This is a genomic window from Streptomyces sp. S.PB5, from assembly GCF_030403745.1.
Lineage (GTDB): Bacteria > Actinomycetota > Actinomycetes > Streptomycetales > Streptomycetaceae > Streptomyces.
The window spans coordinates 23,713-35,371 of record NZ_JAQMWP010000033.1; the positions used below are offsets into that span (position 1 = coordinate 23,713).

Below are 11,659 nucleotides of genomic sequence, written 5' to 3' on the forward strand. Positions count from 1 at the left end.
GGCACCGCCTCAGCCGTCGGCCAGCCGCAGGACGATCTCGTCGGTCCAGGCGTCGATGGCCGCCCAGTCGCGGTGGTCGCCGGACCGGCCGCCCATCAGACGGAACAACAGGCGTCCGGCGAAGGGCAGGTGGGCAGGGGCCACGACGCCGGAGAACAAGCGGTGATCGCGGTAGGACAGGGTGCCGGGCAGGCTCCTGACGATCACCGGGATCTCCTTGGCCCCGAGACGTTTCCACGGCCCGCGCAGCGCGCCGGGCATTCCGACGCTGAAGATCCACACCGGGCGGTCGCCCAGCACGTCGGGGTTGTCGCGGAGGAAGGCCTTCGCCGGCTCGAGCCAGGTCTGCTCGTGCACGGCACTGCCGAGGACGAACGCCCGGTACGCGTCCGCGTCGTCCACGGTCTCCACCGCCCGTGCCTCGGCCTTGAGGCCCGCTTCGTTCAGCCGGGCCGCCATGTGCACGGCGATCTCGCGGGTGGAGCCGTGCGCGCTCGCGTATCCGACCAGGATGTCCATGACGTCACCTCGCTGTTCCTCGGTCGCACCCGGTCTATGCGGCACCACTGCCGACGCGCTCGTGCGCGGCGACGGCCCGGAGCGGCGGCGCGGACCGTCCGGCGGCGGGCACGGTCACCACGGGAACCGTCGCGTGCCGCAGGCACTCGCGGCCCACCGTGCCGATGGCGGGCGCCTCCCACTGCCCGTGGGCCTTGCGCCCCAGAGCGAGCAGCAGCGCGTCACGGGCGTGCCGCAGGAGTACTCCGGCGGGCGGGCCCTCCGCCACCACGGCACGCACGGCGGAGCCGCTGCGCGCCCCGAAGGCCTTCCGGACCGTGGCGGCCAGGAGTTCGGCGGCCTGCTCGCGCTGCTCCTCGGCGGTCGGCCGGCCGACCGCCGGCGCGTAGGGCGCGAACCGGGCCGCGGCCGGTTCCCAGGCGTGTACGGCGACGACCTGCGCCTCCAGGGCGCGTGCCTGCCGCTCCGCCCAGCGCAGCGCGGCCAGGGACGCCTCGGATCCGTCGACACCCACCACGATGGTGTCGTCGGCGTGTTGGGTCATGGCTGCCTCCCCGCAGGACTGCTTGTGCTTTCCACGGTGGCCCGCACCGCCAGGACGGGGCGTGGGCCGAGAGGCACCGACAACGTGCCGAACGGCCCTTTCGGGCCTGGTGGATTCCGCTGCCCTGCCGCGCCCCGTCAAGGGCACGGGGCTGATGCCGGCACAGCGTCACCGTTCTTTGGGCGGGCGCTCAGCCCACGTCCCGCCGGCGGAAAGCCGCCACGCCGGTCGCCGTGAGGGCTGCCGCGATCGCGAGGATCAGGACCGGTGCCGCGGCGGACGCTTCGGTGGCGGGCAGGTGCGGGATGTGCTCGAACGGGGAGACGTCCCTGGCCCAGCCCGGCAGATCGAGGGCCTGACCGAGCAGGCCGATGACGAAGCAGGCGCTGAGCGCGGCCCAGGCGGCGGCCGTGCCGTGCGGGACGATTCCGAACAGCGCGATCGCGATGCCCGCGAGCAGCCAGAGCGCCGGTGCGTAGAGGAGGGCGGCGCCGATCAGGCGGGGCACCTGGCCCGGGTCGCCGCTGGCGAGACCGTACGCCAGGCCCGTACCGAGCCCGGCGGCGGCGAGCACGACGAGGCTGCCGGCCAGTGCGACCGTGAGATGACCGGCCACCCAACGGTTGCGGGAGACGGGGGTGGCGAGCACCGGTTCGGCGCGCAGCCCGCTCTCCTCGGCGCGCAGCCGCAGGACGGACTGCACGGTGTACCCGGCGCCGAGCAGGGCCACGACGAGCAGCGACTGGGACAGGTAGGAGTCGGTCAGGCCGGCTCCGCCGTATCCGGTGAGCAGCTCCTCCATGGCCTCGTTGTCGGCGACGAAGTCCTCGACGTCCTCGGCGACCCAGCCGTAGGCGAGGCCCGTCAGGAACACACCGCAGGTCCAGCCGATCAGGCTGCCGCGTTGCAGGCGCAGGGCCAGCCCCAGCGGCCGCCCGAGCCCCCGTGCGGCCCGCGGCGGACCCGGCCGGGGCGGCACGAGGCCGGCACCGAGGTCCCGCCGGTCGGACAGCGCGTGGGCCACGACGACGCAGCCGACGGCGAACAGGGCCGGGACGATCAGGGGCCACCAGCGCTCACCGGCGAAGGGCCGGGTCTTCTGGACCCAGCCGATGGGGGAGAGCCACGAGACCGTGCCGTCCCCGATGTCCCCGACGGCCCGCAGCACGAACGCCACGCCCAGCAGGGCACCCGTGCTGCCGTGCACGACCCGGGTGTTCTCCGAGATCTGGGCCGCGACGAGGGTGAGGCCGGCGAAGACGAGTCCGAGCGCGAAGAAGCAGACGCCGAGGACGAGCGACCCGGTGACGGGTAGGTCCATGCCGATGAGGCCGAGCGCCACCAGGGTCCCGACGGCCGCGTTCATGCCGGTCACGACCAGCAGGGTGGCGCCGGCGTTCGCGTGCCCGCCGACCGGGAGGGAACCGATGAGCTCGGCGCGGCCCGCCTCCTCCTCGGCGCGGGTCTGACGTCCGGTCATGAACGTGCTCATCAGGGCCACCAGGACCAGGCCGAAGGTGCCCACCTGGAAGGCGACCTCGCCGCCCAGGGTGTCGAGCCCCTGGGCGGGGCCGTTGAACGCGATGGCCGCGGCGTTGTCCTCACTCGCCTCGGCCGCCACGTCGAGGTCGTGCTGCGTGGGGTAGAGCCCCTTGACGCTGGCCGCCGTGAGCAGCACCAGCAGTGGAACGGCGAGGGTCCAGATCAGGATGCGGACGCGTTCGCGGCGCAGGATCAGCCGGGAGAGGACGGCGGTTCCGGTCTGTCCGGACGACACGGTCATCGCCGGTCCCCGTCCTCGGAGCCGCTCGTCTCGTCGCCGTAGTGGCGCAGGAACAGCTCCTCCAGCGTGGGCGGTTGACTGGTGAGGGTGCGGATGCCGAAGCCGCTGAGATGGCGTACGGCCTCGTCGAGCCGGTCGGTGTCCACGTCGAAGCGGACCCGGTGGTCCTCGGCGCGCGGGTCGTGCACGCCGGGCAGGGCGCCGAGACCGGTAGGGGTCCGCACCGTCACGACGTCGATCGACGTGCGGGTCAGGTGCCGCAGCTCGGCCAGTGTGCCGCTCTCCACGGTGCGGCCGGCCCGGATGATGCTCACCCGGTCGCACAGGGCCTCCACCTCGGCCAGGATGTGGCTGGACAGCAGCACCGTGCGGCCCTCGGCCGTCATCTCGCGGATGCACTCCTGGAAGACGCTCTCCATCAGCGGGTCCAGGCCCGAGGTCGGCTCGTCCAGGAGCAGCAGCTCGGCGCGGGACGCCAAGGCGGCCACCAGGCCCACCTTCTGCCGGTTGCCCTTGGAGTAGGTGCGCGCCTTCTTCGTCGGATCCAGCTCGAACCGCTCCAGCAGCGTGTCGCGCCGAGTGGGATCGAGGTCGCCGCGCAACCGCCCGAAGACGTCGATGATCTCGCCGCCCGTCAGCTTCGGCCACAGGCTCACGTCGCCCGGCACGTACGCCAGCCGCCGGTGCAGCCGGACCGCGTCGTGCCACGGGTCGCCGCCCAGCAGCCGCACCTCGCCCGCGTCGGCCCGCAGAAGGCCGAGCAGGACCCGGATGGTGGTCGTCTTGCCCGCGCCGTTCGGCCCGAGGAAGCCGTGCACCTCCCCGGTGGCCACGGTCAGGTCGAGCCCCTCCAGCGCACGGGTCGGCCCGAACGTCTTGACCAGGCCCGACACGGAGACGGCCGCGGTGCCGTCACGGTCGGGCGTCGAGTGGCCTTGTGCGGCAGAGACGGCGGACATGAATGCCTCCCGGGCCGGTTCTCCTTACGTCTTCGTCCTCTCCTGTGACGCTCGCGCACCAAGGCGCGTGCCCGGCAGGGGCCGAAGGTCCCGGGCGCCCGTACGGTCGGGCCCGTGCCCGGCGGAAGCTCCGGCCGTCAGGGCGCTTCCACCTGCTTGGGCAGCCGGCGCGCCGGGGTGAGCGCCAGGCGCATGACCCGGTGTCCGACGTCGGCGGTCGGGCCGAACATCAGCGGGCAGCCGCCTTCGATGACGGTGATCCCGTGCTCGCGGCCGTACGCCGCGGCCTTCTCGCAGACGCTGCCGTCGCCGTACAGACGGTGCATCCACACGTGCCGGATGCCGAGGGCGGCGCACTCGCGCACGGTGTCCTCGGCGGCCTCCGGGCGGGTGCCGATCACCACGGCCTCGACCCCGCCGGGAATCGACTTCAGGTCCGGGTGGCAGCGGTCGCCCTCGGCCTCCGCGGCGTTGGGGTTGACGGCGAACACCTCGTAGCCGCGGTCCCGGAGCCGCCGGTAGACCGCGTTGGCGGCGTGCGTCTGGGGCGCGCGGGACACTCCGGTCACCGCGATGCGCCTCTTGGCCAGGAACTCGGCCGCGGCCTGCTTGATCGTGATCACGGTTGCCTCCCCACGGGAAAGAGTTCTCCACCGTTCCCGAGCCAACTCCCCGCGCCCGTCCGCTGCCAGGGGCCGAAGGACCCTCCCGGGTACGGGCGGGCCCCTTGCTGCCGCCGGGCTCGGTGCCGACCTGATGGGCCGTTCGCCGGCGGGGCCGTTCGGCCCTGCCGACGGGGCCGTTCGGTCCCTGCTCCGGCGTCGCCCGTGGTGTGAGGGTGTCAGGCGAACCCGCGTGACCGGCGGCGACGAGGTTCCTCTTGGGGGAGGGCCCAGTCGCCGCATTCTCTGCCTCGGACCGTTCAGGGGGACGGTCCGGTGCGGCGGACGGGTCGTGCGGGCGGCGTCGGCGTGGGGGCCGGCGCGGGCCGCCACGGCGGCTCCTCGGGAAAGGAGGGCGGGCCGGGTCGTCCCGCCCCCGGTGCCGGGCCCGCGTGAGGCCGACGGGCGGCGACACGATCGTCGCAGGTGATCCGCCGTGCGGCCCGCGTGCCCGGCACTTCGCCCCCTCGCCCCGCAGCACCGCCGCTCCAACCGCACCGAGACCCTGGCTCGGGACCGTCGCTCCGGCCGCGGCCCGGGGAACCGCGTCTCGGCCGCCTGCCGCACGGCGCCCTCCGCCCCGACGGCAGGGCGGTACCGGGCGACCTGCGGCGTACCACCGTTCGGGCGCCGGCGATATCGGCGCGCAGCGACCGGCTCGCGTACCGACGGAGCGACACCGGCCGGCCTCCGGCCGTGTGGGCGATCTCCTGAGACCTGGGTGCTTCCCCTGCGCCGCGATGCGCGGCGGTCCGGCACCCCTGCCGCCGACCGACACGTCGACGTCGGTCACTCGCTCGACGGAAGCCGCGGGCAGGCCTCGGCGACCAGCCGGATGCCGGTGATCAGGTCGGGGCGGATCCGGACGACATGGTCCATCTCCTGGTCCGACCACGGATGCAGCGTCTCCTGATAGCGCGTCACCTGCTCGGAATCAGTGACGAGATGGCAGTAGCCGATGACGACCACGCTCCAGCCCAGGCGGGTCGCGGGGTCGATGTCATCGGCCTCGTAGGCGACCACGACGCCGTCGCCGGCGTCCTGTCGCGCGTGCGAGACCAGTGCGGCACCGTCGTGGGTGCGGATGATGATGTCGCCGCCGTCCAGGAGGTGGTTGACGGGGCGTACGGCGGGCAGCGCCTTGCGCGAGAACACGACGCGGCCCAGCGGGACACTGCCGAGCAGCCGCAGGGCTTCGGCGGGATCCAGCGCCACGGTGCGGCGCGGTCCGCCTCGACCTGACTGGTCAGTCATCTACCGGGGGCCTTTCGCGCACGGCGGTGCCTGTCCGCCGCACGGGGCCAGGGGCCGGGGCCGCTCGCAGGTCTGACGCCCCCCATCAAAGACGTGCCGGACGTGTCGCACCAGGGCTGTTCGGCCCTACTTCCCACCGGAGTCTCACCGAGGGCACGCCTCACCGGCCGGCCCCACCCGGATGCCGTCGCGGTGCGGGCGGCACATGGGTGAAGACGTCCTGTCCGACGGCCGTCGCCTCCCAGACCTCGGCCGTGGTGGCCGACGCGGTCAGCAGCCAGGTGGCACGGATCCGCTCCGGGCCGGTGTCCCCGTTCTGGTACTGGCCGTTCCAACTGGTCACCGACCCCGCATCGGAACGGGCGTTGCGCCATGCCACCGTCCACCCGAGGGGCGTCCCGTGGTCGGGGTGTGCTGCCGTGTCGTAACGTCCGACCAGCGGGTACGGACCCGTCGCGTGGCCCTGGGCCGAGATGTAGGTGCCCTTGATGCCACCGGTGGGGTCGGCCGTGATCCGCATGTGCGAGCCGTTCTCGCTGTACCAGTCTCCGTCGAGGCTCATGACGCCCTCCCGTCTTCGGCGGTTGATCCGCCCGGCTACGCGTACAGATGGATGTCGGATCGCCGCAGCACGTCCATGAACGTCAGATACTCGGCGATCACGATGTCGTCGTGGAGCAGGTCCTCCTTGCCCACTCCGAAATGCCGCATCGACGGGCCGCACGCGTACAGCCGGGCACCGCGCCGACGCAGCTCGGCGATCTTCTCCTGGGGCGGGACGTGCCCGGCCCTGGCCAGGCCGCGTCGCGCGAAGGGGGAGAAGGGCCGGCGCGGGCCGTGGAGCCGCGGCCGGAAGCGCCGGGTCAGGGCCCGGACGGCCGGCCCCTGGAAGTACAGCGACACCTGGGCTCCCTCCAGGGCGGCGGCGAGGGCGAACGCCAGCGGCGAGAGCAGCTCCTCCAGGCCGTCGTGGGATACGACGAGGGCGAGGCCGGAACCGGCAGGGGGTGTTCCGTGCCGCCTGAGCCGGTAGCGGACGGCGCCCTCGGTGCAGGTGGAGGAGAGGATCTCGGTGCCGTTCGAGCGGCACCACACGCGCAGGTCGTGGTCGATGAACTCGGCGTCGTCCGTGAACAGTTCGAGGACATCGCCGTCGGCCATGTGGTCCAGGACGTCCGCGGCACGACCCGCGACGTAGGTGGTGATGGTCTTGCCCCTCAGATCCAGGATCTCGGACATCGGGCACCTCCACGGATCGGTGAGGACTCCGCTCCTGCCTGACTGCGGCGTCGGCTTCGCCCCCGGGACCGCTACGGCCGGTCCTCCGGTGCGTCGCTCGGTTCCGTGCCGCCCATGTCGAGGCGGAACGGAGGGTAGGTGTCGGTCATGAGGGCGGCGTAGGCCGCGACCCGGAGCACCCACCGGTTGAGGCCGAGGATCAGGTCGAACAGGCTCTTGGGGTACTTCTCGGTGAAGGCCAGGATCACGGCGGCGATCAGAGCCAGGACGGCGACGAGTCCGCCGTCCCACCAGCCGAGGTGCCAGCCGCCGAGGAAGAAGCCGACGACGATGTAGTGCGGGATGGCCAGCAGCCACCACTTCACCAGTACCAGGCCCCGGGAGAGATGTTCGGGGTAGGCGATGTCCAGCCGGGCCGGATAGTCGGGCTCCGCGCCCAGGCTGAACGGCGGATAGCGGTCGGTGCCCAGCGCGCCGTACGAGTAGTAGGCGACCCGCCAGCTCCAGCGCAGCACACCCAGGTTGAAATCGAACAGGGCGCGGGGATAGCGCTCGGTGAAAAGGATCGCGAAGAACGCGATCACACTCACCACGATGAAGGCGGTCCAGAGGAAGAACAGCACCACGTAGTGCGGGATCACCAGGATCCACTTCACCAGCCACAGCCACCGCGACAGCGGCGCGTCCAGCACCGCGTTGACCCGGACCGGACGGTCCGGCAGGCCCGCCAGGGTCGTCATGGCGATCAACTCCTTCGGGGCGGAAGGCTCCCCGCGGGACAGGACGCCGCACGCGGGGGCATGACCCGTGACCAGCCTGACGGCCGGCCCGCGGCCGGCACGAGGGCCGACCGGGGCCGCATCACCGGCCAACGGTCCCCGAGCGGTGAGCCCTTCAGGGTCGCTCCGCCGGCGCCGCGTCCCGCAGATCGGTGCCCGACAGCCCCGGTACCGCGTCCTCGGGCCCGGCCCCCGGCGGCTGCGCCGACGCGTCGAGGGGATCCGTGGTGTCGGGCAGCCTCAGCCCTGTCACGGCAGAGAAGCAGTGCACGGCGTCCGCGCGGACCCCGACGCGCAGCCGGGCCCCCTTGCCGTGTTCGGGTCGGCCGGGAAGGCGGACCACCACCGGAACGCGCTCCCGGCCCAGGTCCGCGGTCGCGTGGAGATAGGCGACGGAGCCCGTGTCCTCGACCGCGTCGACCACGAGGTCCAGGCCGGGGCCGTCCAGGTGCTCGGGCGAGAGGAGTTCGAACTGTTCGGGCCGCACGCCGAGCGTGACCTCCGTGGCGCCCTCGGTGCCGGCGGCCAGCAGCGTGTCACGGGGCAGCGGAACGGTCAGCGCGCCGAGCCGGACCCCGCCGTCGTCGAGCGGCAGCCGCAACAGGTTCATCGCCGGCGAGCCGATGAAGCCGGCGACGAAGGTGTTGGCCGGGTGCGCGAACACCTCCTTCGGCGTGCCCACCTGTTGCAGCAGGCCGTCCTTCATGACGGCCAGCCGGTCGCCCATCGTCATGGCCTCGACCTGGTCGTGGGTGACGTAGACGGTGGTGGTGCCGAGGCGGCGCTGGAGCACGGCGATCTGGGTGCGGGTCTGGACGCGCAGCTTGGCGTCCAGGTTGGACAGCGGCTCGTCCATGAGGAAAACCTGCGGCTCGCGCACGATCGCCCGTCCCATCGCGACGCGTTGGCGCTGACCGCCGGAGAGGGACTTGGGCTTGCGGTCCAGGTAGTCCGCGAGGTCGAGGACGGTCGCGGCCTCCTGGACCCGCTCCCGCACCTGATGCTTGGGCATACGCGCGATCTTCAGGGCGAAGCCCATGTTCGCGGCCGTCGTCATGTGCGGATAGAGCGCGTAGTTCTGGAACACCATCGCGATGTCCCGGTCCTTGGGCGGCAGATGGGTGACATCCCGGTCGCCGATGTGGACGCTCCCGGAGTCGACCTCCTCGAGCCCGGCGAGCATGCGCAGGCTGGTCGACTTGCCGCAGCCGGAGGGCCCCACCAGCACCATGAACTCGCCGTCCGCGATCTGCAGATCGAGGTCGCACACGGCCGGGTGTTCCATACCCGGGAAGCACCGGGTGGCCTTGTCGAAACTGACGGACGCCATGATGTTCCCCTCCCTGACACGTTTCCCGCCCCCAGGCTGGAACCGTCGGCCACTCCCGCGGCAGGGCCCGGAAGGCCTGCCCCGCATGCCGGTCGGCCCCTGGGCGCCGCTGTCCTCCCTCGCGAGGCTGGATGCAGCGGGGAAGGGGGCATGCTGCGGCATCGAGCGAGGCTTCCCGGACCCAGGGCCCCCGAACACCGGCACGCTGCGGCCGGTTTGGGCCGGTGCCGCGCATCCGGCGGCACAGGAGGACGGTTCGGATTCCGTCTCCGTCGACTCCACCGACGCCGGGCCCGCCGCGGGCGCGCTGCGCGGCGGGTACACCGCGGTGCTCGCGCCGAGGCGGGCGGCTGGTTCGCCCTGACCCACCGCATCGAAGGCAGGTCGGAGGACCGGGCGGCCGAACGCCCGGTCCGGCTGTGGCCGCGACCGGTTCGCCGGCGGACCTGCCCTCCGCTTCCGGACAGGTCCCCGCTGCTCCACCGGCGCAGGTCAGTCGGGTGCGTCCAGGCACTGCTCTGCCAGCTCCAGCATCCGCTGCTCCTTGGCCCGCAGGCGGCGGCCCTCCGCGTGCCAGCGGTGCCGTGCCCGCGGCCTGCGGCGCGGCGGCTCGCGGTCCTGCCAGTCCCGCAGGGCGATGAGGGTGCAGGTGTCCTCGACCACCAGCACCATCACCGTGGGCAGCCGGAGTGCGGCCTCCACACCCACCGTGCGCCGCGCACACGGCAGATGCAGGACCGTGGAGGGACGCCTGGAGGACCGACGTGAGGGAACCGTGCTCATCGTGACCATCTCCGAAGTGCTCCCGGGCCCCGCGGCCTCACGGCAGGGCATGAGGCCAGCGTGCACGCCGGAGCCCGGCGCGGACATGGGCCGACCGGACCTCCGTACGGCCGACAGGGCCCGGGCCGGGTCCGACCGGTCAGTCGGCGGACCGGATGCCGGAGATGAGCAGGGTCGCCAGGTCGGACTGGATCATCAGACGCGTGCGGTGGGTCCGGTCGGCCGAGTCCTGCCAGGTGAGCGTGGCACGGGTCCAGCAGTGGCCCATGCCGCTGTCGTTGTGGACGACCTTCCAGGCGACGGGTACGCCCTTGGCGCGCAGGACGCCGTCCCTGTGGTGCTCGGCCTCCCAGCGGGCCAGGTCCTGGCGCAGCCCGGCGGTGAGGTAGTGGGTGCGCAGGGCGTCCGCGAGCCGGCTGCGGCCGCAGTCGTACAGCACGTCGATGCAGGCGCCGTAGAAGTCGGCGACCCGGTCGACGGCGGACGTCGGACGGCCGGCGCGGCCGGGTGCCGTGGGCGCGGTCGCCGTGGACACCGCGTCCGCCCGGACGGCGGCTGTGGTCGTCGCCGGCACCGCTCCGAGCGCCACCAGCGCGCCGCCCGGCGCGATACGGCGAAGTGTGCGTGACGTTGCCATGGCGGCACTCCTGTCATGCCGTCCGCTCAGTCGTGCGGGACGACCGCGACGGGGCACGGCACATGGTGCAGGACCCCGTGGGCGACGGGGCCGAGCTTCCAGGCCAGAGGAGAGGGGTGGTGCCGACGGCCCACGACGGTGAGGCGGCTGTGGGCGGAGGCGGCCAGCAGCACGTGTGCGGCAGGCCCCATGGCGACGTGGGCCACGACGGGGACGTCGGGGAACTTCTCCCGCCACGGCGCCAGCGCGGCGGCGAGCCGCGCACGCTCGTCCGTCTCGTATCCGCCGTCGGCCTCGTCGCCGAACCGCGGATGCGTCAGCAGGGACGACAGCGGCAGGGCACGTACGGCCCGGATGCGGGACCCGTGGGCGTGCGCGGTGGTGAAGGCGAACTCCAGCAGTCGGTCGGTGGCCGCTCCCGCCTCCCGGACACCCACCACGACCTCGTCCCGGTCGGCCGCCGCGGGGTGCTCCGAGCCGGCCTCGACAGCCGGGTCGCCCGCCCGGACCGTGACGGCGGGACACCGTGCGAGGCCCAGGACGTGCAGGCTGATCGAACCCAGCAGGAAGCTCGCGACCGTGCCGTGGCCGCGCGAGCCCAGCACCAGCAGCTCCGCACCCGCGCCGAGTTCCAGCAGTGCCTCGGCGGCGGGGGCCGAGACCAGTTCCGTGGCCACGCTCAGCTCGCCGTGGCGGTGCAGCAACTCGGCCTCGGCCCGCTGCAGCACGCTTCCGCCGTACCGCTGCTTGCTCAACGCCTCCTGCGCGACGGGCACGTCCAGCGGCTGGGACGTCCAGGAGTGGAGCAGCAGCAGGGGCAGCCGCCGCCGCACCGCCTCCTGGGCCCCCCACCACGCGGCCGTCATGCTCGCCGGTGAGCCGTCGATTCCGACGACGACAGGTCCGGTCATGGCACACCTCCCGTTCCGGCACGGGGCCCGGCCCCGTGCCGCGCACAGCGAACCCCACCTTCAGGGTCCCCGCGGCACAGGCCCCGGGGGAGGGCCGGACGGTGTGCCCTTGAGGTCCGGACGGCCCAGTGCGGGCCTGGGTGCCCTCGCCGGAGGCTGGACACGTGGAGGCGCGGCGGGGCCCGTCGGCCGGTGACGGCGGACGGGCCGGTCCCGCGGTGCCCGCTGTCGTCCCGTCCTCGCGGACGGGGCCGCCCGG

Annotated in this window: 12 protein-coding genes and 1 pseudogene; all 13 read right to left on the reverse strand. The window is 73.4% G+C overall.

Annotated elements, in window-relative coordinates; genetic code table 11:
* Positions 1–9 precede the first annotated feature (9 nt).
* The 13 genes and pseudogenes from PH203_RS46425 to PH203_RS46485 all read right to left on the reverse strand — a co-directional run bounded on the left by PH203_RS46425 (position 10) and on the right by PH203_RS46485 (position 11,400).
* A complete protein-coding gene (locus PH203_RS46425; RefSeq protein WP_289928689.1) occupies positions 10–519 on the reverse strand; it encodes a flavodoxin domain-containing protein in 510 nt (169 codons plus the stop codon).
* A gap of 34 nt (positions 520–553) precedes the next feature.
* A complete protein-coding gene (locus PH203_RS46430; protein ID WP_289928695.1) occupies positions 554–1,063 on the reverse strand; it encodes a universal stress protein in 510 nt (169 codons plus the stop codon).
* A 190-nt stretch (positions 1,064–1,253) separates the two neighbouring features.
* On the reverse strand, positions 1,254–2,846 hold the full coding sequence (locus PH203_RS46435) for an ABC transporter permease (protein WP_289928696.1): 1,593 nt from the start codon (positions 2,844–2,846) through the stop codon (positions 1,254–1,256).
* Complete coding sequence (locus PH203_RS46440; RefSeq protein ID WP_289928697.1) at positions 2,843–3,805, reverse strand: ABC transporter ATP-binding protein; 963 nt, start codon at positions 3,803–3,805, stop codon at positions 2,843–2,845. The genes PH203_RS46435 and PH203_RS46440 overlap by 4 nt, the downstream gene beginning before the upstream one ends.
* A gap of 137 nt (positions 3,806–3,942) precedes the next feature.
* Complete coding sequence (locus PH203_RS46445; RefSeq protein WP_289928698.1) at positions 3,943–4,428, reverse strand: CoA-binding protein; 486 nt, start codon at positions 4,426–4,428, stop codon at positions 3,943–3,945.
* A gap of 828 nt (positions 4,429–5,256) precedes the next feature.
* Positions 5,257–5,721 carry a pyridoxamine 5'-phosphate oxidase family protein gene (locus PH203_RS46450; protein WP_289928700.1) on the reverse strand — a complete coding sequence of 155 codons (465 nt, stop codon included), beginning with the start codon at positions 5,719–5,721 and terminating at the stop codon, positions 5,257–5,259.
* Positions 5,722–5,881: 160 nt separating this feature from the next.
* The gene (locus tag PH203_RS46455; protein ID WP_289928701.1) at positions 5,882–6,283 is read right to left on the reverse strand and encodes an avidin/streptavidin family protein; all 402 of its coding nucleotides are present in this window, start codon (positions 6,281–6,283) and stop codon (positions 5,882–5,884) included.
* A 35-nt stretch (positions 6,284–6,318) separates the two neighbouring features.
* The gene (locus PH203_RS46460) at positions 6,319–6,960 is read right to left on the reverse strand and encodes a DsrE family protein (protein ID WP_289928703.1); all 642 of its coding nucleotides are present in this window, start codon (positions 6,958–6,960) and stop codon (positions 6,319–6,321) included.
* Positions 6,961–7,031: 71 nt separating this feature from the next.
* Positions 7,032–7,700: a DUF4389 domain-containing protein gene (locus PH203_RS46465; protein WP_289928705.1), complete on the reverse strand. Its 669-nt coding sequence runs from the start codon at positions 7,698–7,700 to the stop codon at positions 7,032–7,034.
* Between the two features lie 268 nt (positions 7,701–7,968).
* Positions 7,969–9,069, reverse strand: a pseudogene (gene ugpC, locus PH203_RS46470) (sn-glycerol-3-phosphate ABC transporter ATP-binding protein UgpC); the annotation flags it as partial.
* Between the two features lie 492 nt (positions 9,070–9,561).
* Entirely contained in the window at positions 9,562–9,852 is a 291-nt protein-coding gene (locus PH203_RS46475; protein ID WP_289928709.1) for a hypothetical protein, read from the reverse strand.
* 139 nt (positions 9,853–9,991) lie between these two features.
* Positions 9,992–10,489: a hypothetical protein gene (locus PH203_RS46480; RefSeq protein ID WP_289928711.1), complete on the reverse strand. Its 498-nt coding sequence runs from the start codon at positions 10,487–10,489 to the stop codon at positions 9,992–9,994.
* 26 nt (positions 10,490–10,515) lie between these two features.
* Positions 10,516–11,400 carry a universal stress protein gene (locus PH203_RS46485; protein WP_289928713.1) on the reverse strand — a complete coding sequence of 295 codons (885 nt, stop codon included), beginning with the start codon at positions 11,398–11,400 and terminating at the stop codon, positions 10,516–10,518.
* Between the last annotated feature and the right edge of the window lie 259 nt (positions 11,401–11,659).